Here is a 21,569-nt window from a genome sequence, read left to right as displayed (position 1 = left end):
TTCTCACCCTGTCTGGTGATGATGGCAGAGAGGTCACACCTGTTCCCATACCGAACACAGAAGTTAAGCTCTCTAGCGCCGATGGTAGTTGGACTTACGTTCCGCAAGAGTAGGACGTTGCCGGGCATTTTTATATGGAGGATTAGCTCAGCTGGGAGAGCATCTGCCTTACAAGCAGAGGGTCGGCGGTTCGATCCCGTCATCCTCCACCATTTTTTATTATGCCGGAATAGCTCAACTGGTAGAGCAACTGACTTGTAATCAGTAGGTTGAGGGTTCAAGTCCTTTTTCCGGCACCATGTTAGAGCCATTAGCTCAGTTGGTAGAGCATTTGACTTTTAATCAAAGGGTCAGAGGTTCGAATCCTCTATGGCTCATCATTATTTTAAATTTAAATTGCGGGTGTGGCGGAACTGGCAGACGCACTAGACTTAGGATCTAGCGCCTACGGCGTGGGGGTTCGACTCCCTTCACCCGCACCATATATGCGGAAGTAGTTCAGTGGTAGAATACAACCTTGCCAAGGTTGGGGTCGCGGGTTCGAATCCCGTCTTCCGCTCCATTATTTTTAAATTAACATTTTAATCATATTAGCCGGGGTGGCGGAACTGGCAGACGCACAGGACTTAAAATCCTGCGGTAAGTGATTACCGTACCGGTTCGATTCCGGTCCTCGGCACCATTCAAATTATTTAGCGCCCGTAGCTCAATTGGATAGAGCGTTTGACTACGGATCAAAAGGTTAGGGGTTCGACTCCTCTCGGGCGCGCCATTTATAGCTACGGGAAGTAGCTCAGCTTGGTAGAGCACTTGGTTTGGGACCAAGGGGTCGCAGGTTCGAATCCTGTCTTCCCGACTTACTTCTTTGAAGCACAAAAAATGGGGGCTTAGCTCAGCTGGGAGAGCGCCTGCTTTGCACGCAGGAGGTCAGCGGTTCGATCCCGCTAGTCTCCACCATTTTAAATTATTAATAACATATCGGCGGCGTAGCTCAGCTGGCTAGAGCGTACGGTTCATACCCGTGAGGTCGGGGGTTCGATCCCCTCTGCCGCCACTATCTTTTTTAACAGTGAAACCTTGGATTTAGGACCTTTAGCTCAGTTGGTTAGAGCAAACGGCTCATAACCGTTGGGTCGCAGGTTCGAGTCCTGCAAGGTCCACTTAATATAATGGAGGAATACCCAAGTCCGGCTGAAGGGATCGGTCTTGAAAACCGACAGGGGCTTAACGGCTCGCGGGGGTTCGAATCCCTCTTCCTCCGCCATTATTTTTTACTTCAGCAAATCAATATAATTTATTATTAACGCGGGATGGAGCAGTCTGGTAGCTCGTCGGGCTCATAACCCGAAGGTCGGTGGTTCAAATCCGCCTCCCGCAATTTTAAGTGGTCCCGTGGTGTAGCGGTTAACATGCCTGCCTGTCACGCAGGAGATCGCGGGTTCGATTCCCGTCGGGACCGCCATGTATGGCTCAGTAGCTCAGTCGGTAGAGCAATGGATTGAAAATCCATGTGTCGGCGGTTCGATTCCGTCCTGAGCCATCTTTTTATTATATTATGCCGGAATAGCTCAACTGGTAGAGCAACTGACTTGTAATCAGTAGGTTGAGGGTTCAAGTCCTTTTTCCGGCACCATGTCGGAGGGGTAGCGAAGTGGCTAAACGCGGCGGACTGTAAATCCGCTCCTTCGGGTTCGGCAGTTCGAATCTGCCCCCCTCCACCATTTATTTTATAGTAGGGGCATAGTTTAACGGTAGAATAGAGGTCTCCAAAACCTTTGATGTGGGTTCGATTCCTACTGCCCCTGCCATGGCGATTGTGGCGAAGTGGTTAACGCATCGGATTGTGGTTCCGACACTCGTGGGTTCGATTCCCATCAGTCGCCCTTTAATTAATGGGGTATAGCCAAGCGGTAAGGCAACGGACTTTGACTCCGTCACTCGTTGGTTCGAATCCAGCTACCCCAGCTTTTCATAAGGCGCCATAGCCAAGTGGTAAGGCCGAGGTCTGCAACACCTCTATCATCGGTTCAAATCCGGTTGGCGCCTCCATTTTATATATTAATCTGATGCAGGATAAATCCTGTTTTTTTATATTTTACCCACTACATCAGTAGTGGGTTTTTTTGTTACCTTAAAGTTTCCTTAAAAGTATATTCATACTATATAACTTATTAATAATAATTTATATAATTAGATAGAATTACAATATATAGGAAAAAGAAAAAGGGAGTGTCACTATGAAAAAAGTTGTGTATAGCGTGGTTGCAACATCACTTTTAGCTACAAGTTTAAGTGCAACAAGTTTTGCGGCTGAAAAAACTAAAGTTTCTGTTCCTGATCTTAAGAATAAAGAAGTTGTTAAACAGCTGAAACAAGGGACTTATTCTGTCAATGGTGTTAAACTGGGCACACTTTATGGTCAAGCGAAAGAGATTCTTGGTACTCCGGAAAATGAGTATGAAAGTAGAAATAGTGAAGGTGTTATTTTAAGTGCAGACTATAAAAAAGTGGGCCTTTCTGGAGATTCTGTTAACCGTAAAGAGAACATCAATAATATTAGAATAAACTCTCTTTCTTTTTATGATGAAAAGAAACCAGTCAAATTTAAAGATATTAGTGCTGCACTTGGCAAATATACTTCAACAGAACTTTATGACAATGGCACTAAAAGTATAAAAGACGATTTTCTCTTCAGAGAATATAACCATTTAGCAATTTCTTTCGAACGTACTACTGGAGAGTGGGTTGCAACTGGCTTCTCAGTGAATGAAAAAGAAACAACTCCGGTCAATCATTCAAAACTTGCAGATGCAGAAATTAAAATGCCGACAACTAAACAAATTCTTGCAATGAAAAATAACGCATTCACATTGTTTGGAGTAAAGCCGGGAATGTCTCGTGCAGAGGTTATTCAAACTATCGGAGAATCTTCTTCTGATGATGTTTATAGAGAGAAAGGGATTATTAAAAGAATAGATTCTGCTTATGGTGAAAACATGGGCCTTAATCTAAAATATAATGTGCCTGCAGGAAATAAAGTGAAGGCTATTATCTTCAACAATAATAGTGAAGAACAAATCAAGCTCTCTTCTTATGAAAAAGTACTAGGTAGAGCGACTTATGAGAAAAAATCTAGTTTTGAAGAAGAAGTTAATAATAAAATGTACAAGATTGATACGATCACTCGTAAATATGGTAAACATTTAACGATTAAAGCAGAAAAAAGAGGAAAAGAGTATAAAGTTGTAACAGTCAGTTATCAATAATGAGAGAGGCCATCATGGCCTCTTTTAAACTTGACGTTAAAATTATGTTCTATTATAATTAATATATTGTTTTTAAATAAGCCACCGTGGCGGAATTGGCAGACGCGCCGGACTCAAAATCCGGTTCCTCACGGAGTGTCGGTTCGACCCCGACCGGTGGTATCGTGAAAAGACCCTAAATATCAAGTTTAGGGTCTTTTTTTATGATTTTAACTTCTGATACGCTCCGACTGTGACAGCCAGGTCATAATAGGCTGCACCGACAGACTTGAAAATAGTGATTCCTTTTTTATTTGACTGGCTAATTGCAATGTCCTTCAGTAACAGGATCTGACCGAAATCAAATAAACCTTGTTTTTCAGCTTCGATAAACTCTCCGGCTTCTTGCATTGCACCTTCTTTATCATCCATGACAATGGTGTCCGCTGCTTGAATAGTCTGTATATCAATTTCACGCATAGATGGTAAGTATGAACCGACACCGTTGATATGTACTTCTGATTTGATATCTTCATGGTGGAATACAGGTTCATTTGAACGAGTAGCGCAGTTAATGATATCAGCATGCTTAACAGCTTCGCTTGATGTCTGACAGATGGTAATAGCTGCTTGAGTAGACTGTTCCAAACTTGCTTTAAACAGTTCTGCTTTTACTGACGTGCGGTTATAGAGATAAATATTTTTGATTTTCCGGACAGCGAGAACACCTAGTGCTTGTTCGTAGGCCATACCGCCTGTTCCTATGATAGCGAGTGAGGCAGCTTTTTCAGCGGCCAGGTGGTCTGTTGCGAGTGCACTCATTGCACCTGTCCTAAGACGCGTCAGATAGCTGCTTTCAAGCGTTGCAATATGTTCACCGTTCTCCAGTTCAGTCAGCAGTGTGATTCCTTGAGAAACTGGAATGTTTATATTATCCGGAAAAATAGAAATTGTTTTTAGGATTGAATACTTGTTATGAATGTTGATGCAGGGCATATAGAGCACCGTATTATCAGTGCCGGGCACCTGGATAACAGTACGTTCTTCGTTAATTATCTGATCATTATTTAAATCAATCAGCAGTTCATGTATATCTCGCACTGCATCTGACATTTTGTAAACTTCTTGTATAGCCTCATCACTAAAGTGTTGCATATTGACCTCCTGCTTAAAGTAAATGTTTTTGTTTCTTAATTGACAGAACACTAAAAATTGATATAGCTGCAATAATCATTAGATAAATCGCAACCGGTACATAGGTGTGATTAAATTTGCTCATTAAATATTCAGCGATCATCGGAGCTGTTCCGCCAGCTAATGCAGCACCAATCTGATAACCAAGCGTCACACCGGTATAACGGACCTCTTTAGAGAATACTTCAGAAAACATAGTACCTAGAACAGCAGTAATAGGTGACCAGATGATACTGAGTCCGATAATAGTGGCAAAGAGGACCATAATCACAGATTTCTGTTCCAGAAGCCAGAAATAAGGGAAGCTATATAAAAGCATTGCGGCAGCACCCATTAAATATAACTTTCGGCGTCCTACTTTATCACTCAGCTTACCATATAAAGGAATCAGAATAGTAGTGAGAATCGCAGCTGTCATGACAATCAGCATGATATGTTCAAATTTTAATCCGAGTGTAGTAGTGGCATAGCCCACCACAAATGTGCCAAAGATATAAAACGGTGCGGTCTCAACAAATTTTGCACCACTTGTGACGAGCACTTCTCTCCAGTGATATTTGAGTGTATGAATAAGTGGAACTTTTGGTGCTGTCCCTTCTTTTTGCACTTGCTTGAATTCAGGCGTTTCATCTAATCCTTTACGGATGGGGAAACCGAATATGACAAGAACACCACTGAAAATAAAGGGCAGACGCCAGCCGAAACTTGCAAATTGCTCATCTGTCGTCAGTGAAGTCATTATATAAAAGGCGAGTGAGCCAAGAACCATACCGATCGTGACGCCCATCTGTGGAACACTGCCAAAGTAGCCGCGTTTCTCAGCAGGCGCGTATTCTGTCGCGAGCAGAAGTGCGCCGCCCCATTCCCCGCCGATACCCAGTCCTTGGACTAAGCGGCACAGCAGGAGAAGAATAGGTGCCAGTATACCGATCGTCTCATAATTTGGAATAAGACCGATAGCAACTGTCGCAACACCTATCAATAGAAGTGTAATAACGAGCGTTCTTTTTCGGCCCATCTTATCTCCCATATGGGCGAAGAAAATACCGCCGAATGGTCTGATGAAAAATGAGAGAGCGAGACCAAAGTAAGCGATTAAGTTAGATAGCGTCGGATTATCTGTTACGAAATACTGCTTGCTGAAGATAACGCTCGCGACTGAGGCATACAGAAAAAAGTCGAACCATTCAATCGAAGAGCCGATGAGACTTGCACTTAAAACTTTTCTTTCTAACTTTTTATTCATTGAAACATCCCCTTGTTATTTAAATACGACTTAATTTAAGTATATTTTAAATATTATATTTGAAAGAATATTCTGTCAAAACAATTTTTCTTATTTTCTCCTGGGTTACGAAACGTGAGAGCGGGTATAAACTTCTGCTGACTAATATGATGGTAGGTGAGGATATGAAAATCAATATTAAAAATATAGAAATTAATTATCAAGAAGCGGGAAGAGGTAAGCCCGTCTATTTTATTCATGGTAATGGACTAGAACTGAACAGCCATTATCTACTCTATGATGATTTATTTGATGATGCCATGTACCGCAGAATTTATATGGATTTACCGGGTATGGGGGAGTCTGAAGCAGCCCAGAGCATTGCGACGACGAATGATATGTTGGATGTTATTATGGCGTTTATCGATACGTTGACTCCGAAGCAGGATATCATTCTGTTTGGCCATTCTTACGGGGCTTATATGTGTTTAGGTCTTATGGATCGCTGGAAGAATCGAATCACAGATGCTTTTCTGACATGCCCGGTCGTAGAAGGCCAGTTTAAGGCGCGCATGCGCGAGAAGCTTGTACCTGTTATCAAGGAAAAGATTCATGTAAAAGACAATCAGGATTATTACGATGAATATACAGATACAACTGTGGTTATCAGCGAGGACACATGGCGTCGTTATCAGGAATTAATTGTACCGGGGATTAAAAAGGCAGACAAAGCCTTTATGAAGGCATTACGCCGGGACGAGAGTGTCTATTACCAGTTTCGTTGTGAAGATGTGATTGATATTGGAGACCGTACCAAACTACAGGTCATTTTAAGTAAACAGGATAATATTGTCGGCTATCAAGATCAGCTCTCTTTCTTCAATAAAGAAGCCAATGTCAGTGTGACGCTGCTTGCTAATACTGGACATAACCCAATGATTGAAGAATACGAGCTGATCCGAGCAATAGCAGGTGTGTTTGTGAATCAATTGTAAGAGATTCGTTAGTGATTTAAAGTTTGTTAGAAGACATTCATAAATACTCTACAAATGCATCCATTTTCATGTTAATATCAATGCATTATGAAAAATGAGGTGCAAGATGACTATAAGTAAAAAACAGTTTTTCTTTAATATTATTAACGGTATGGCAACGGGTATTGTCGTGGCCTTGATTCCGAATGCTTTACTAGGTGAGTTGTTCAAATACCTGGTTACAGTCTGGCCGGCGCTTAGTATAGTATCGCAGGCGCTCGTGCTGTTTCAGTTCTGTGCATCGCTCTTTATTGGTGCGCTGGTTGCTTATCAGTTTAAGATGAATGCTGTGCAGACAGCTATCGTTGCCGGTGCCAGTTTTGTAGGGAGTGGCGCTGCTGTCATGAAAAATGGCGCATTCACGCTGGTCGGTATTGGTGACTTAATCAATATTATGCTTGTCGTGACATTAAGTGTTGCGATTATACTTGCGCTCGGCAGTAAAATGGGTAGCTTGAATATCGTCTTTCTTCCCGTACTGGCAGGTGTCATTCCTGGGATCGTCGGGTTATTGACACTGCCGTATGTTCGCATGGTAACGGGTACTCTAGGCCAGATGGTCGAACACTTTACAACGCTTAATCCACTATTGATGTGTATTCTGATCTGCGTCACTTACAGCATGCTGATGGCGTCACCAATTTCGCTTGTTGCGATTGCAACCGTCATCAGTCTGTCGGGACTTGGAAGCGGCGCTGCTAATCTTGGCATCGCTGCCTGCTGCTATACTTTTATCTTCGGTTCATGGTTCGTGAATTCTAAAGGGGTTAATACGACACTGGTCATTGGGGCTGCGAAAATGATGATGCCTGTGTTATTCAAGAACCCCGTCATCTTTGTGGCGCTTCTTCTGAACGGTATCGTCGGTGGACTCTGCACTTACTTCTTCAATATTCAAGGGACGCCGATGTCAGCGGGATTCGGTTATACAGGACTTGTTGGACCGATCAATGCATTTGCACTGATGGATGGCAGTACGATGTCTCGAATCATCAATCTGTTATTCGCTTATCTTATTATTCCAGTGCCTATGGCCTTTATCATTCATATGATTCTCAAAAAAATATTACCGGGCTATCGTGACGAAGTTTATCGTTTTACGCCGGAAGCTTAAAATCCAGCCTTTCGGCTGGATTTTTTTATTGCTGGTAATGATTCAGGAAACGCTCAAGCCGGTCGCAGGCTTCGATGATTTCCTCCATTGTACAGGCAAAAGACAGACGTATATAGCCTTCACCTAAATCAGAAAATGATTTACCAGGAACGACAGCAAGCTGCTCTTGTTCTATCAAGTCATTTGCAAATTGAAAAGAGTCATTCGAATAGGCAGATATATCCGGAAAGATATAGAAGGCGCCTTGTGGTTTAATGACAGGTAAACCCATTCCGATAAGACGGTCGTACAGGTAGTTGCGTCTTTCAATATAAGCGTCGTTCATTTTTGTAACGTCCTCCTGCCCGTGGTTTAGAGCACTGATGGCGCCGTACTGCATAGGTGTGGCGACGCAGATGGAATTATAAAGGTGGACGGTCGTCACATGTTCCATCAGTGCTTCGGGTGCCAGCACATAACCAACACGTGCACCTGTTATCGCATGCGACTTGGACAGACCGCTGACGACAAAGAGCTGATTACGGACATCTTTAAATTCCATAAACGAGTGGTGAGGGGCGTCATAGACATTCTCTGAATAAATTTCATCCGTAATAATAAAGATACTGGTCTCGCTTAAAGCATCTGCCAGTGCCTGAATCTGGTCATAAGTATAAGTGACACCGGTCGGATTCGTCGGATAATTAAAGATAATCGCTTTTGTCTTATCTGTTATTGCTGCAGTCACTGCTTCAGGTGTCGGTACAAAGCCGGTCTGCGTTGTATCAACATACACTGTCTTTGCACCGAGCAGCTTGATGACCGGTTCGTAACCCAGATAAGTCGGAACCGGCAGCAGGACTTCATCGTCAGGATTGATGATGGTACGGAGGACATCATCAATAGCCTCAGAACCACCGTTTGTCATGAGGATTTCTGTCTCAGCATCATAGCGGACACCAAGTCTTCTGTATATATCGTCACTGACTGCCTGGCGCAGTTCAAGAAGCCCTTTGTTATGGGTGTAGCGAAGTTGATCTTCTGAAATCGCTCTGATCATCGCGTCTTTAATATAATCTGCAGGTGCGAAACCTGATTGTCCGAGTGTTAAATCAATGCAGTTATCATAGAGCGCTACTTTATTTGAAAATTGACGGGTGCCCGGCACTTCAAGTCCGGTAACAAATTTATTAATCAATTTCATAAAAAAACCCTTCCTTATTCTGAATTTTCTGAATATAATATAAAACAACTATAGATAATTTAAGACGTTAAAGCAATATTAAATTATTTATTGTATATATATTAGACTTATTGTATAGTTATTACAATACTTTTAAGGAGGTTCGAGATTTGAAGATGAAAAATGTCTGGGTATTCATGCTGATTACACTGCTGTTACTAACTGGTTTTCCAGTCGATCATGTTTCAGCGAAAGAAGATCAGCTGGATGTCATCAAAAAACGTGGAGAGTTAAGAGTGGGACTGTCAGCAGATTATGCACCTTATGAATTTGAAAGAACAGTCAATGGCAAAAGAGAATATGTCGGTATCGATATAGAACTGGCTAAAAAAATAGCAAAAGATTTAGGGGTGGAACTGAAAATCGTCAATATGCAGTTTGATAGTCTACTTGGCTCTCTTAAGACCGGCAAGATTGATGTCATTATCTCCGGTATGAGTCCGACTCCTGAGCGAAAAAAAGAAGTCGATTTCACGGATGAGTATATGCAGGTGAAGCAGCGTATGGTCGTTCAGAAGAAAAATCAGCAGAAGTTGAAAACAGTAGAAGACTTCAAGGGTAAAGGTGTGGCTGCACAGAAACAGACGACACAGGAAGAGCTGGCACAGACTGAACTCCCGGAATCAAACCTGACTTCATTGACGCGACTGCCTGAAGCCATCATGTCTCTCAATACCGGCAAAGTTGACGGTGTCATTATGGAAGGGCCTGTAGCCGATGCCTATCTTTCACAGAATACACAGCTTGCTTATTCAGATCTCGAATTTGGCAATGCTGATAAAGGGACAGCCATCGCACTGCCGAAAGATTCACCGAAGCTCCTCGACGCATTGAATGCTTCCATCAAAGAGGTGAATGATCAGAAGCTGATTGAAGGCTATAAAGAGAAAGCAAACGAAGCCATGTTTGATGACGGCTCATTTTTAAGTAAATACGGCATTTATTTCCTGCAGGGACTCGGTGCAACGATTCTGATTTCATTGCTCGGAGTAGTGCTCGGTTCATTATTCGGCGGCATCTTTGCATTTATGAAGCTGAGTACAAACAAGATTCTAAAGGCGATTGCCTGGGTCTATATTGAATTTATCCGCGGAACGCCGCTTTTAGTTCAGGTCTTCCTTGTCTATTTCGGTACAACAGCTGTACTCGGTCTTGATCTGTCGGCATTTGTCTGCGGTGCGATTGCACTTATTCTGAACTGCGGTGCTTATATCGCAGAAATTATTCGTGCGGGTATCAAAGCAGTCGATAAAGGACAGATGGAGGCAGCGCGTTCACTGGGTCTCAGTCACGCGCAGGCTATGAATAAAGTCATCATGCCGCAAGCAATCAAAAATATTCTGCCGGCATTAGGTAACGAGTTCATTACAGTCATCAAGGAATCTTCTATTGTCTCTGTCATCGGGGTAAGCGAACTGATGTTCAATGCGCAGGTTGTTCAAGGGGCATCGTTTGATCCGTTTACACCGTTACTGATTGTGGCGATTGTCTACTTCTTACTGACATTTGGTTTATCACGAGTGATGAACTTATTCGAAAGGAGAATGAGTGTAAGTGATTAATGTTAAAGAACTCCATAAAAATTTTGGACATGTTGAAGTACTGAAAGGGATCAATTTAGATGTGCAGGAAGGTGAAGTGGTCGCGATCATCGGACCTTCAGGCAGCGGTAAGTCAACGCTTCTCCGCTGTCTGAACTTACTTGAGACACCGACCAGCGGTGAGATTATTTTTGAAGGCAATGTGTTAAATGACAAGAAAACGAATATCAACCTGCATCGTCAGAAGATGGGCATGGTGTTCCAGAGTTTTAACTTATTTCCTCATAAAACAGTGCTCGATAATCTGACGATGACACCGCTTTTGCTGAAAAAAGGGAGTAAAGCAGACCTTGAAGTAACTGGACTTGAGCTGCTGGATAAAGTCGGTTTAAAGGAAAAAGCAGACAATTATCCGTCCCAGCTGTCAGGTGGTCAGAAACAGCGTGTCGCTATCGCACGGGCACTGGCGATGAATCCTGACGTCATGCTGTTTGATGAACCGACTTCAGCACTTGATCCTGAAGTGGTCGGTGATGTGCTCGCTGTCATGAAGAATCTGGCGCGCGAGGGGATGACGATGGTCGTCGTCACACATGAAATGGGTTTTGCGAGAGAAGTGGCCGACCGTGTGATTTTCATGGATAAAGGGATTGTGCAGGAAGAAGGACCGCCTGCTCAAATCTTTGGTAATCCTCAGAATGAAAGAACACAAAGCTTTTTATCCAAAGTATTATAAAATCAGGCACAACGCTCCGGCGTTGTGTTTTTTTGTGGTAAAATAGTTGCATTGATTTGGAGGTGAGTATATGTCTCAAACGCTGAAAGAGGAGATCATTGCATATAGCAAGACAATCGGCATCGATGCCATCGGATTTACGACAGCGGAGCCGTTTGAAGAGCTGAGGCCGAAGCTTGAAGCATACTATGCGAAGGGCTATGCTTCAGGCTTTGAGGAGTCAGATATTGAGCTGAGAATCAATCCGAGGAAGTCCGTGGCTTCAGCTGAATCGATCATCGCTATAGCAGTAGGTTATCCTAACAGACTGCCCGGTGCACCGAAAAGTGTCCGCGGAGAGCGACGCGGTATGTTCGCACGGTCATCCTGGGGGATGGACTACCATTCTCTCCTCAGGAAACGGCTGCAGCTCTTGGAAGCATTCATCAAGTCACGTGTGCCTGAGGCGGAGTGTCTGTCGATGGTCGACACCGGTGTACTGAGTGACCGGGCTGTAGCAGAGCGCGCGGGTCTGGGCTATGCCGCGAAGAATGGCTTTATTCTGAACAAGGAGCTCGGGACATGGACGTATCTCGGTGAACTGCTCACCTCCATCAAGCTGCCGCCAGATGCACCTGTCCTGGACAGCTGCCTGGACTGTACCATTTGTATAGACCGCTGCCCGACCGGTGCTTTAGTCGGGAACGGTCAGCTTAATTCACAGAAGTGCATCAGTTTTCTGACGCAGACGAAAGGCTTCCTGCCGGATGAATATAGAAGCAAGATCGGTAACAGGCTCTACGGCTGTGATACATGTCAGCAGGTCTGTCCGAAGAACCGCGGCATCAATACGACGCAAGATGACATCATACTGGAGCCTCTTAAGCTGAAGCCATTACTTGAACCGCTCCTGACCATGAGCAACAAGATGTTCAAGAATGAATATGGTTATCTGGCAGGCAGCTGGCGTGGCAAGAAGCCGATTCAGCGCAATGCGATTATCGCGCTTGCTCATTTTAAGGAAGAGAGTGCGGTACCGACACTGAAAGAAGTGGCTGTGAAAGATGAGCGTCCGGTCATCAAAGGAACTGCATACTGGGCGCTCGGTCGAATTGCCGGGGAAGCGGCACGTCCTTTCCTGGAGGAAAGATACAGGATGGAAGAAGACAGAGAAGTCAAGAATGAAATATTAAAAGGATTAGAGGAGATTATTCATGTCAATTAACGTCGTACTTTATCAGCCGGAAATTCCGGCCAACACAGGGAATATCGCCAGAACTTGCGCCGCAACGGATACGACGCTGCACTTGATCCGTCCGCTCGGCTTTTCGACAGATGACAAGATGCTGCGCCGTGCGGGCCTTGATTACTGGAAATTTGTCAATATTGTCTATTATGACAGCATCGAAGAGTTTTTTGACAAGACAGCGGGCGGCAATTACTACTTGCTGACGAAGTTCGGTCAGAAGCCGCATACGACATTTGATTACTCAGATACGTCGGTTCAGCATTATTTTATTTTCGGCAGAGAGACAACAGGACTGCCTGACTGGGTAAAAGAAAAATATATGGATACAGCACTTAGAATTCCGATGAATGATAATGTGCGCTCATTGAACCTGTCTAATACAGCAGCTATTTTAGTCTATGAGGCGCTGAGACAGCAGGATTATCCAAATTTGAAATAAGAGGTGCAAATATGAACGAAGTCATCAGACAGTTAATGAATCACCGCTCAATCCGTCAGTTTACAGAAGAGAAACTGACTGAAGGAGAAGTCCGGACGCTCGTGGAGGCCGCACAGATGGCCTCAACATCAAGCTACCTGCAGGCCTATTCTATTATGGGCGTGACAGATGCCGACAAGAAAGCAGCGTTAAGAAAAGTCAGCGGTCAGCCATATGTCGAGGAGAATGGTCACTTGTTTGTATTTGTCGCAGATTTCTACCGCCATCAGCTGATGAGCGACGAACTTGGTGCGGATATCAATGACTATTTAGGTGCGACAGAAAGTTTTCTGGTAGGGACTGTAGATGCTGCGCTGGCCGCGCAGAATCTGGCGATGGCAGCGGAGAGTATGGGACTTGGCATCTGCTATATCGGCAGCCTGCGGAACGATATGGAGCAGGTGATCGATATCCTGAATCTGCCGGCACATGTCTTTCCGCTTTTCGGAATGGTTGTGGGTCATCCTGCTGACTCGGGCAGTCAGAAGGAGCGGCTGCCATTTGAGCACGTCTATCATGAGAACGGTTATGACAGCAGCAGTTATGCTGAAGAGATCAGAGCATATGACGAGGACATTGCGGCCTATTACCGGGAACGGACGAACGGTAAGCGGGCTGATAAATGGAGTGAGCAGGTTGTCGGAATGCTGAGTGAAAAGACGCGGCTGGATGTAGATGACGTGGTGAAGAAACAGGGATTCCTGCAGCAATAAAAAAAGATTGGCGGGAAGCCAATCTTTTTTTATTTTAAGTTTTTAAGTTCTTCGTCGCGGATACCGTATTTAGATTCACGACCAGCTGTTAACATTGCAACGATGAATGATAAACCGACCATGCAAAGTAATAATGTGTTCATAAGAGAAGGACCTCCTGAAATATAATTACTTTTATTATATACCATAACAATTAAGAGTGAAACCTTATGTTTCAATGATATACTAATAAGGGTATAAGTGAATTATTAAAAGTGGACTCAGGAGGAAAACATCATGGCAATGAATTTTAAAATTTTTGAAACTGAGGGTATCGCTTCTCAGTATGCAGCGGATATCGTAAGAAAACAGTTCAATAACAACCCGACTTCAATCGTTGTATTTGCATTGAATGACGAACACAATCATTTCTACCGTGAATTACATGAAGAAATGGCAATCAATCCAGTTGATGCAAGCCAGATTCATGTATTCGATTATGATAATGCCGGCGCAGAATTTCTGAATATGGGTATTGTGAAAGATCAGCTTCACAGTGTGAAGAAAACAGTTAATATTGACGAAGAAATTAAAGAAACAGCGAAAACAAAAGAAAACAAAGGTAAACTGACTATGTTTGTAGGTACAATTAATGCAGACGGTACTGTTGGTTACCGCGAAGTAAATTCTGATTCAGATAAAGGCCTGTTAACTGCAAGAGAAATCGTGTTACTTGTAACAGGTGCAGATAAAGCTAATGCAATTGCTCAACTTTACAGCACAAGTGAGACAAACACGAATTTTGAGGCAGGTAACCTGAAATCACATCGTATGACTACAGTCATTTTAGACTGGGAAGCGGCACAAGGTTTACCAGCAGATGTACGCGAATACTACTATTCAGTATTTTCATAAGATGAAAAATACCAGCTCGTGACGAGCTGGTATTTTTTTATGAGTGAAGGGTGGAGTGGGGTGCAACCGGCGCCACTGAGAATCAGAAAACAGTTTGAATGGCGCGACATGGCTATTTAAAGATGGTAGTAGTTATTCGTACGCCTGTATTATTTCGCCAATATCCTTTGCAGTGTCCGAAAACTAATTTGCTCACCCATCCATTCATAAGCTGTTTAGCCGTTAATGGACGATCAGCCCATATATGGTGGTAAACATTAAGTTGATGAATAACTACCTGATCAGTGCTATAAACTTGCGCGCACTTTTCGCAGCTATACTGTCGCTGACTTATCTTCACAAGTGGCTGGTGACATTTCTCGCAGTAGATACCTTTTCGGACTAAATCGTAATTAATATCTAGTTTCCTGTCAAAGTCATTCACTTGATTCAAAGAAACGAGATATCGTGCTAAATCCACATAAGATGGCTTGCCATTTCTATATCGTGCCAGGACATGCTGATAATTACCTGGCACGAGGACATCTCCGTCCAGCATCAGGCCACTTATCTGCGACAAAGAAAGGCATAACCTTTACATCAATGATGCTGTCGTAGTCCCCAATCAGTTTAGTCATCAGTCACCTAATTTTACCTAACTGTAAACTCAATGAATTCATCTTCTCGCCGGACTGACGGTAGAAATGGCCGTTCTGATAAATAAGATCCATACTGTAATTTTTGATTTCCATCACAATGACGGTATGGTCTAAAATGAGAAGACTATCAATCTGCAGTTGTTCGAAGTCTATATTCAGTCGAAGATCACAGAGATAGAGGCAATCAGATGACTTAAAGAACTCATCAAGCAACTGATCAACCAGGCACTCGCCTTTAAAACCTTTGATTATTCTTTCCTGTCTTTCAATCGTCTCAACGTCAAAGGCATAACGATTTTTCAGCATGTCAAAGCTTAAATTCTGATGAATGAGGGTACGTGAATGGTAGATGATCATGAGGCGCTCCTGGAGGTATTTGACGTTTACAATATATCCCTGAAAGAGTGGCCTGACAAATTTTAAGGAGGCATACAGATGAATAACCCAGAGAACGAAATGGTTGAAGATTTCAGTGATGTTGTGGAGCTCGGCAAGGAAATGGAACAGATTTCAGAACAAAATGCTGAGGAGCATAACTTCGACGGCAAACAAGACGAGCGTGAAGACAGCTGATGATTCAGCTGTTTTTTTGTGATGAATGTACACATTATTTAATGTAGAATAGAAGTATCAAAACGTTAAGGGGAGAATAACATGTCTGTAAGAATTGAACACGATACATTTGGTGAAATCGAAGTACCGGCTGAGAAATATTGGGGCGCTCAGACGCAGCGAAGCAAACAGAATTTCCCGGTCGGCAAAGAAAAAATGCCGATTGAAGTCATCTATGGCTTCGCACATCTGAAACGTGCAGCGGCAGTCGTCAACAAAGAACTGGGCAAATTATCTGAAGCGAAAGCAGAAGCAATCGTCAAAGCGTGTGACGATGTACTGGCAGGCCGTCTGGACGACCATTTCCCGCTTGTTGTCTGGCAGACAGGAAGCGGTACGCAGAGTAATATGAACGTCAACGAAGTGGTGGCTTTCGCTGCGAATCAGCACTTAACAGAATCAGGTTCAGAAGAACGTATCCACCCGAATGATGACGTCAATAAATCACAAAGCTCAAATGACACTTATCCGACTGCCATGCACGTTGCACTTTACAATGAGATTGAAGTGAAACTGATGCCGGCGCTTGACCGTCTGCGTAACACATTAAAAGATAAAGAAGAAAAATTCGATCATATTATCAAAATCGGTCGTACACACTTACAGGATGCGACACCACTTACGCTCGGTCAGGAAATTTCCGGATGGCGATACATGCTCGATAAATGCGAGGAACTGCTGAATACATCTAAAAAAGAACTGCTGAATCTGGCTATAGGCGGCACTGCTGTCGGTACTGGGATCAATGCGCATCCGGAATTCGGTGACCGCGTGGCAGCACAAATCAAGAAGCAGACCGGTTTTGACTTTGTTTCTTCACCGAACAAGTTCCATGCGCTGACAGCTCATGATGAAGTGACATTCGTTCATGGTGCCTTAAAAGCACTTGCAGCAGACCTGATGAAGATTGCAAACGATGTACGCTGGCTCGCCTCTGGTCCACGTGCAGGTCTCGGTGAACTGTCGATTCCTGAAAATGAGCCAGGTTCTTCTATCATGCCAGGTAAAGTCAATCCAACTCAAAGTGAGATGCTGACAATGGTTGCTGTACAGGTGATGGGGAACGATACAGTAATCGGTATTGCAGCGAGTCAGGGTAACTTTGAACTCAATGTCTTTAAACCGGTTATCATGTACAACACGCTGCAATCCATTTATTTACTGGCTGACGGTATGAATTCATTTAATGATAACTGTGCTGTAGGTATCGAACCTGTTGAAGAGAATATCACCAACTACCTGAATCAGTCATTGATGCTTGTCACAGCGCTTAACCCGCACATCGGTTATGAGAAAGCAGCTTATATCGCGAAGACAGCACATAAAGAAGGGCTGACGTTAAAAGAGTCTGCCCTGAAAAGTGGTTATTTAACTGAAGAACAATACAACGACTGGATCAAACCAGAGGAAATGATTCATCCGAAATAATAAGTATCAATCAGGGAAGAGGTTTATTATGAAAAGAATAGGTTTAGTAGATATCGGTTCAAATACAATCAGATTAGTCATCTTTGAATACTCAGAAAAAACAGGACTTATTGAACTGCAGAATATTAAAACACCTGCTCGTCTTTATCAGTATCTGGATGCTGACAAAGTGATGGCTGAAAACGGAATCAATGTTTTATGCGATACACTTGAAAGCTTCCAGAAAGTAGCCGACAAGTTTAATGTCGAAGCATTATATCCTGTTGCGACAGCGGCAGTACGTCAATCAAAAAACATCACTGAAATCATTGATAAAGTTGAAGAACGTACGGGTATCAAGATGCGTATTATTTCTGAAAAAGAAGAAGCTTACTTTGGCTTCTATGCGGTCGTAAATACGCTCGACTACGAAGATGGTGTAACAGTCGATATCGGTGGCGGCAGTACGGAAGTCACCTATTACGAGGATAAAGAACTGAAGTCCTCACATAGTTTCCCGTTTGGTGTCGTCACACTGCAGAAACTATTCTTTAATGGTAAAGCTCATAACGATTCTGAGGCCATCGAAGCGGCTAGAAAATTTGTCAAAGAACAACTTCAGTCACTTAAATGGCTTGGCCAGCGTAAAGTCCCTATTATTGCGATTGGCGGTTCTGCACGTAACTTCGCACGTATCCACCAGTCTCTGTCTGAATATCCGATAGCAGGTGTCCACGGCTATTCTATGTCTAAAAACGATATTGAGTATGTCTTCAAAAAACTAATCAGCTCTACAATGGAACAGCTGGATGATCTAGACGGTCTAAGTAAGGACCGTCAGGATATCATTGTACCGTCAGGCATTGTCTTCACGACTCTTTACGAGGAAGTTAACGCAACTGAATTTATCTTCTCGCGTAAAGGCTTACGGGAAGGAATCACTATGTCTATTCTCGAGGAGGACTATAAGCACCCTTTTGATAAAAATGAAGTGTTTAAAGAGAGCCTGCGCAATCTTGCTTACAGTTACAGCATCAACCATGAGGATGCCGTTCAGCGTCAGAAACTGGCAGAACTGCTTTATTTTGAACTGGAGAAAATGGGTTTGATTGAAGGCGACAAACAGCAGAAGAAACTGATGTTGCAGGCAGCTTATCTTTTCTATCTTGGCAGCTATATCGATTCTGATGCGTCCAGTCAGCATACGTACTACATTATCTCAAACTCAAGCCTGAATGGTATCGCCCATCGTGAACGTGTTAAATTAGCGCTTCTTGCTAGTTACAAGAGCAAATCCCTGTTGAAGTTTTTTATGGATGAAACCGGCTGGTTCAGCGATAAAGAAAAAGGTGAAATTCAAGTTCTGGGCAGCATCCTGAAGTTTGCCCATGCTTTGAATGTCAGCAATACGCGTGTCGTGACAGAGCTATATCTGGAAGAAGAGAAGGACCATCTGAACTTGTACATCAATTACACAGGTGATCCGATTGCAGAGGAATATCAGGCAGAACGTCAGAAAAAGCATCTGGAAAAAATCACAAAGTCAAAAATTAACATCATCTTTACAGAAAATTTACATTAGTCCGTTATAACTGTATAAGTAGAGGTATATAGACTTAGTTGAGGTGACTAAAATGGAAACGAACAAAACGATAGATTTAAATAACAAGGAATATTATAACAACCGAGAAGTTAGTTGGGTCGCTTTCAATTACCGAGTCATCGAAGAGTCAATGGATATGAAGAATCCATTACTTGAACGTCTTAAGTTTTTAGCTATCGCATCGTCAAATTTAGATGAATTCTTCATGGTTCGAGTAGCGGGCTTAAAAGACCAGGTCAAACTGAATTTTACAGAACGTGAAAATAAAACGCAGATGACACCGACTGAACAGCTGATTGCGATTGACGAGAAAAACCGTGAGAACGTTCGTATTCAATATGAACAGTACCAGAAACTGCTCAAGGAGCTTGAAAGCTTCCAGGTTTTCTTCAAAACGCCTGATGAACTGTCTCCAGAAAACTACGAGTTCATTAAGCAGAAGTTCGAGTTTGAAATTTTACCGACGTTAACACCACTTGGGATTGATGCGTACCGTCCTTTCCCTAAACTAACGAATAAATCATTGAACATCTTTGTGGATGTCAAAGATACAACAGGTGCTAAAAAGTCTGCGATAGTTCAAATTCCGGCGCTTCTTAACCGTATCATCGAAATTAAGGATGACCAGCGCCGCGTATATGTTCTGCTGGAAGACATCATCACACACTTTATCGGCCGCTTATTTGCAGGTTTTGAAATCCTGCGCACATTCACGTTTAGAATCACGCGTAATGCCGATTTAACGATTCACGAAGACGGGGCAGAGGATCTGCTGATTGAAATTGAGAAGTTTCTTAAGAAAAGAAAAAGTGGTGCAGCTGTCCGTCTTGAAATTGATGTGCGTCACGACCCAACAATCAATGGCTCATTTTTAACAAAAGAACTGGATATCGAAGAACGCGATATTTACAAACTCGACGGACCGCTTGACTTAACGATGCTCTTCCAGCTGGCAGGTATGATCGGTAAGAAATATCCGCAGCTTGAATTTAAACCATTCGAAGCAGCACCACCGCTTGCATTAAATGAGCAGAATGTTTATAAGGCGGCAAAAGAGCGCGATGTTTTCTTCCATCATCCATATGAATCGTTCCAGCCGATTGTCGACTTTATCAAGGAAGCTTCAGAAGATCCGAATACACTCGCAATCAAACAGACACTTTACCGTGTATCCAGCGACTCACCGATTATCGAAGCGCTGAAAAATGCGGCGGAATCGGGTAAACAGGTGACTGTTTTAGTCGAGCTGAAAGCACGTTTTGATGAAGAGAACAATGTGCACTGGGCAAAGATGCTTGAAGAAGCAGGCTGTCATGTCATCTATGGTATGACACATTTAAAGACACATAGTAAAATCACGCTTGTCATTAAACGTGAAAACGAGGAACTTGTTCCTTATGTCCATCTAGGTACAGGTAACTACAACGACAAAACCGCTAAAATTTATACTGATATGGGTATTATTACAACAAATAAAGAAATAGGCCAGGATGCCATGAACTTCTTTAACTACTTAAGCGGTTACTCTGAGAAGCCTGAGTATAAGAAACTGCATGTGGCACCGTTTGAAATTCGTGATGAGTTTCTGGATCACATCGATCAGGAGATTGCGTCTCATCAAGCAAATGGCAATGGTCTCATTATCGCGAAGATGAACTCTTTAACTGATAAAGCGGTTATCAAGAAATTGTTTGAAGCGAGTCAGGCAGGCGTTAAAGTCAATCTGATCATCCGTGGTATCTGCTGTCTGAAGCCGGGCATTCCAGGAGTCAGTGAGAATATCCGCGTCATCAGTATTGTCGGACGTTTCCTTGAGCACTCTCGTATTTACTATTTCTATCATAACGGCGAAGAAAGAATGTATCTCTCTTCAGCAGATATGATGACGCGTAACATGATTAAACGTGTAGAAATTCTTTTCCCTGTGCTGGATGAAGCGATTGTGGCAAGACTGAAAGATATTCTGGCACTGCAGTTGAATGATAATCTGAAAGCTCGTGAACAGAATAAAGAAGGCGTATATGAATACGTGAAAAATGACCTTGAGCCAACGAACTCTCAGGAGAAATTGGTGCAGGAAGCAAAACAGTACAAACGCAGCCTCGTCAAAAAAGAAGTCGAGCCGCCAAGACCGATGATGTCTAAGCGTGCCCGCTTGTTTGACCGTGTGCGTGCACGTATCAGAAGAAGCTAAAAAAAGTGCAGCGAATTTCAAGGCCACTTAAAATCCCCTTTAATAATCTACGATTATTCTGATAATTAAAGTAGAATCGCAATTGAATAAAAATCTTTTAGAGAACATGAATTTTGAAATTCATGTTCTTTATTTTGTTCTCATCATTTAAACTTAAGGAAACAGGGGGAGTCGTTCAATGATTAGACCGGATTCACAGAAGATAAACAGTAATTATTTAGACCTTTATGACATAGTTGTACCTAAAAATAACAAACTGAGAAGAATGAAAGACATTATCGATTTTTCATTCATCTACGATGAAGTAATAGAAAATTATTCGATCACAAAAGGAAGAAGTGCCGTAAGTCCTGTCAGAATGTTCAAATATCTGCTTCTGAAAGTTATTTTTGATTTATCAGACGTTGATGTGGTGGAACGCTCACGTTATGATATGTCTTTTAAGTTTTTTCTGGATATGGCGCCTGAAGAAGAAGTGATTCACTCCAGTT

General features: G+C 42.8%; 18 protein-coding genes, 22 tRNA genes and 1 rRNA gene. 37 read left to right on the top strand and 4 right to left on the bottom strand.

Annotated features, from left to right (window positions below; genetic code table 11):
• Positions 1 to 11: 11 nt before the first annotated feature.
• The 24 genes from rrf to ERX27_RS10395 all read left to right on the top strand — a co-directional run bounded on the left by rrf (position 12) and on the right by ERX27_RS10395 (position 3,428).
• Positions 12 to 126: ribosomal RNA gene (gene rrf / locus ERX27_RS10510) — 5S ribosomal RNA — on the top strand.
• A 10-nt stretch (positions 127 to 136) separates the two neighbouring features.
• Positions 137 to 212, top strand: a tRNA-Val gene (locus tag ERX27_RS10505).
• An 11-nt stretch (positions 213 to 223) separates the two neighbouring features.
• A tRNA-Thr gene (locus tag ERX27_RS10500) sits at positions 224 to 299 on the top strand.
• 5 nt (positions 300 to 304) lie between these two features.
• Positions 305 to 377 (top strand) — tRNA-Lys (locus ERX27_RS10495).
• Between the two features lie 21 nt (positions 378 to 398).
• A tRNA-Leu gene (locus ERX27_RS10490) sits at positions 399 to 482 on the top strand.
• 5 nt (positions 483 to 487) lie between these two features.
• A tRNA-Gly gene (locus tag ERX27_RS10485) sits at positions 488 to 562 on the top strand.
• 31 nt (positions 563 to 593) lie between these two features.
• A tRNA-Leu gene (locus ERX27_RS10480) sits at positions 594 to 682 on the top strand.
• A 13-nt stretch (positions 683 to 695) separates the two neighbouring features.
• Positions 696 to 772, top strand: a tRNA-Arg gene (locus ERX27_RS10475).
• Positions 773 to 782: 10 nt separating this feature from the next.
• Positions 783 to 856 (top strand) — tRNA-Pro (locus tag ERX27_RS10470).
• A 25-nt stretch (positions 857 to 881) separates the two neighbouring features.
• Positions 882 to 957: transfer RNA gene (locus ERX27_RS10465), tRNA-Ala, on the top strand.
• Between the two features lie 23 nt (positions 958 to 980).
• Positions 981 to 1,054 (top strand) — tRNA-Met (locus ERX27_RS10460).
• Positions 1,055 to 1,086: 32 nt separating this feature from the next.
• Positions 1,087 to 1,160 (top strand) — tRNA-Ile (locus tag ERX27_RS10455).
• 11 nt (positions 1,161 to 1,171) lie between these two features.
• A tRNA-Ser gene (locus ERX27_RS10450) sits at positions 1,172 to 1,264 on the top strand.
• A gap of 40 nt (positions 1,265 to 1,304) precedes the next feature.
• Positions 1,305 to 1,378, top strand: a tRNA-Met gene (locus tag ERX27_RS10445).
• An 8-nt stretch (positions 1,379 to 1,386) separates the two neighbouring features.
• Positions 1,387 to 1,462, top strand: a tRNA-Asp gene (locus ERX27_RS10440).
• Between the two features lie 5 nt (positions 1,463 to 1,467).
• Positions 1,468 to 1,540: transfer RNA gene (locus tag ERX27_RS10435), tRNA-Phe, on the top strand.
• Between the two features lie 17 nt (positions 1,541 to 1,557).
• Positions 1,558 to 1,633 (top strand) — tRNA-Thr (locus tag ERX27_RS10430).
• 4 nt (positions 1,634 to 1,637) lie between these two features.
• Positions 1,638 to 1,721, top strand: a tRNA-Tyr gene (locus ERX27_RS10425).
• Between the two features lie 13 nt (positions 1,722 to 1,734).
• Positions 1,735 to 1,808: transfer RNA gene (locus ERX27_RS10420), tRNA-Trp, on the top strand.
• Between the two features lie 2 nt (positions 1,809 to 1,810).
• Positions 1,811 to 1,883, top strand: a tRNA-His gene (locus tag ERX27_RS10415).
• 10 nt (positions 1,884 to 1,893) lie between these two features.
• A tRNA-Gln gene (locus tag ERX27_RS10410) sits at positions 1,894 to 1,965 on the top strand.
• Positions 1,966 to 1,975: 10 nt separating this feature from the next.
• Positions 1,976 to 2,049 (top strand) — tRNA-Cys (locus tag ERX27_RS10405).
• Between the two features lie 188 nt (positions 2,050 to 2,237).
• On the top strand, positions 2,238 to 3,266 hold the full coding sequence (locus tag ERX27_RS10400; protein ID WP_133432762.1) for a hypothetical protein: 1,029 nt from the start codon (positions 2,238 to 2,240) through the stop codon (positions 3,264 to 3,266).
• 80 nt (positions 3,267 to 3,346) lie between these two features.
• Positions 3,347 to 3,428: transfer RNA gene (locus ERX27_RS10395), tRNA-Leu, on the top strand.
• A gap of 39 nt (positions 3,429 to 3,467) precedes the next feature.
• On the opposite strand, the gene ERX27_RS10390 is transcribed toward ERX27_RS10395, so the two are convergent.
• Together ERX27_RS10390 and ERX27_RS10385 are read right to left on the bottom strand one after the other, a co-directional pair.
• Complete coding sequence (locus tag ERX27_RS10390; RefSeq protein ID WP_133432761.1) at positions 3,468 to 4,400, bottom strand: ornithine cyclodeaminase family protein; 933 nt, start codon at positions 4,398 to 4,400, stop codon at positions 3,468 to 3,470.
• Positions 4,401 to 4,413: 13 nt separating this feature from the next.
• A complete protein-coding gene (locus tag ERX27_RS10385; protein ID WP_133432760.1) occupies positions 4,414 to 5,685 on the bottom strand; it encodes an MFS transporter in 1,272 nt (423 codons plus the stop codon).
• A gap of 164 nt (positions 5,686 to 5,849) precedes the next feature.
• Between ERX27_RS10385 and ERX27_RS10380 the strand changes: the two genes are divergently transcribed.
• Positions 5,850 to 6,659 carry an alpha/beta fold hydrolase gene (locus ERX27_RS10380; protein ID WP_165983153.1) on the top strand — a complete coding sequence of 270 codons (810 nt, stop codon included), beginning with the start codon at positions 5,850 to 5,852 and terminating at the stop codon, positions 6,657 to 6,659.
• Positions 6,660 to 6,765: 106 nt separating this feature from the next.
• Positions 6,766 to 7,812: a PTS sugar transporter subunit IIC gene (locus ERX27_RS10375; RefSeq protein WP_133432758.1), complete on the top strand. Its 1,047-nt coding sequence runs from the start codon at positions 6,766 to 6,768 to the stop codon at positions 7,810 to 7,812.
• 25 nt (positions 7,813 to 7,837) lie between these two features.
• Here ERX27_RS10375 and ERX27_RS10370 read toward each other — a convergent pair whose 3' ends face one another.
• The gene (locus ERX27_RS10370) at positions 7,838 to 8,995 is read right to left on the bottom strand and encodes an aminotransferase class I/II-fold pyridoxal phosphate-dependent enzyme (RefSeq protein ID WP_133432757.1); all 1,158 of its coding nucleotides are present in this window, start codon (positions 8,993 to 8,995) and stop codon (positions 7,838 to 7,840) included.
• A 176-nt stretch (positions 8,996 to 9,171) separates the two neighbouring features.
• Between ERX27_RS10370 and ERX27_RS10365 the strand changes: the two genes are divergently transcribed.
• The 6 genes from ERX27_RS10365 to ERX27_RS10340 all read left to right on the top strand — a co-directional run bounded on the left by ERX27_RS10365 (position 9,172) and on the right by ERX27_RS10340 (position 14,624).
• Positions 9,172 to 10,596, top strand: a complete 1,425-nt coding sequence (locus ERX27_RS10365; RefSeq protein ID WP_243715891.1) for an ABC transporter substrate-binding protein/permease — start codon at positions 9,172 to 9,174, stop codon at positions 10,594 to 10,596.
• Positions 10,589 to 11,311, top strand: coding sequence for an amino acid ABC transporter ATP-binding protein (locus ERX27_RS10360; protein ID WP_133432756.1), 723 nt, complete (start codon positions 10,589 to 10,591; stop codon positions 11,309 to 11,311). The genes ERX27_RS10365 and ERX27_RS10360 overlap by 8 nt, the downstream gene beginning before the upstream one ends.
• A 70-nt stretch (positions 11,312 to 11,381) precedes the next feature.
• Positions 11,382 to 12,515 (top strand): tRNA epoxyqueuosine(34) reductase QueG, encoded by a 1,134-nt coding sequence (gene queG, locus ERX27_RS10355; RefSeq protein WP_133432755.1) that lies wholly within the window; start codon positions 11,382 to 11,384, stop codon positions 12,513 to 12,515.
• On the top strand, positions 12,505 to 12,978 hold the full coding sequence (gene trmL, locus ERX27_RS10350; protein ID WP_133432754.1) for a tRNA (uridine(34)/cytosine(34)/5-carboxymethylaminomethyluridine(34)-2'-O)-methyltransferase TrmL: 474 nt from the start codon (positions 12,505 to 12,507) through the stop codon (positions 12,976 to 12,978). The genes queG and trmL overlap by 11 nt, the downstream gene beginning before the upstream one ends.
• A gap of 11 nt (positions 12,979 to 12,989) precedes the next feature.
• Positions 12,990 to 13,730 carry an oxygen-insensitive NADPH nitroreductase gene (gene nfsA, locus ERX27_RS10345; RefSeq protein ID WP_133432753.1) on the top strand — a complete coding sequence of 247 codons (741 nt, stop codon included), beginning with the start codon at positions 12,990 to 12,992 and terminating at the stop codon, positions 13,728 to 13,730.
• Between the two features lie 276 nt (positions 13,731 to 14,006).
• Positions 14,007 to 14,624, top strand: a complete 618-nt coding sequence (locus ERX27_RS10340; protein WP_133432752.1) for a 6-phosphogluconolactonase — start codon at positions 14,007 to 14,009, stop codon at positions 14,622 to 14,624.
• A 620-nt stretch (positions 14,625 to 15,244) separates the two neighbouring features.
• On the opposite strand, the gene ERX27_RS10335 is transcribed toward ERX27_RS10340, so the two are convergent.
• Positions 15,245 to 15,619 carry a nuclease-related domain-containing protein gene (locus tag ERX27_RS10335; protein WP_133432751.1) on the bottom strand — a complete coding sequence of 125 codons (375 nt, stop codon included), beginning with the start codon at positions 15,617 to 15,619 and terminating at the stop codon, positions 15,245 to 15,247.
• A 78-nt stretch (positions 15,620 to 15,697) separates the two neighbouring features.
• Here ERX27_RS10335 and ERX27_RS11435 point away from each other — a divergent pair, with 78 nt between their 5' ends.
• The 5 genes from ERX27_RS11435 to ERX27_RS10315 all read left to right on the top strand — a co-directional run.
• A complete protein-coding gene (locus tag ERX27_RS11435; protein WP_165983152.1) occupies positions 15,698 to 15,835 on the top strand; it encodes an SAS053 family DNA gyrase inhibitor in 138 nt (45 codons plus the stop codon).
• An 81-nt stretch (positions 15,836 to 15,916) separates the two neighbouring features.
• Positions 15,917 to 17,302 carry a class II fumarate hydratase gene (gene fumC / locus ERX27_RS10330; RefSeq protein ID WP_133432750.1) on the top strand — a complete coding sequence of 462 codons (1,386 nt, stop codon included), beginning with the start codon at positions 15,917 to 15,919 and terminating at the stop codon, positions 17,300 to 17,302.
• 25 nt (positions 17,303 to 17,327) lie between these two features.
• Positions 17,328 to 18,863 carry a Ppx/GppA family phosphatase gene (locus ERX27_RS10325; RefSeq protein ID WP_208001782.1) on the top strand — a complete coding sequence of 512 codons (1,536 nt, stop codon included), beginning with the start codon at positions 17,328 to 17,330 and terminating at the stop codon, positions 18,861 to 18,863.
• A 52-nt stretch (positions 18,864 to 18,915) separates the two neighbouring features.
• On the top strand, positions 18,916 to 21,078 hold the full coding sequence (locus ERX27_RS10320; RefSeq protein WP_133432748.1) for an RNA degradosome polyphosphate kinase: 2,163 nt from the start codon (positions 18,916 to 18,918) through the stop codon (positions 21,076 to 21,078).
• 178 nt (positions 21,079 to 21,256) lie between these two features.
• On the top strand, positions 21,257 to 21,569 hold a 313-nt coding region (locus ERX27_RS10315), incomplete at its 3' end, for a transposase (protein ID WP_133432747.1).

This window comes from Macrococcus brunensis, assembly GCF_004359615.1.
Lineage (GTDB): Bacteria > Bacillota > Bacilli > Staphylococcales > Staphylococcaceae > Macrococcus > Macrococcus brunensis.
The sequence above is the reverse complement of the archived record's forward strand: the minus strand, read 5'-3'. Positions and strand labels throughout refer to the sequence as shown.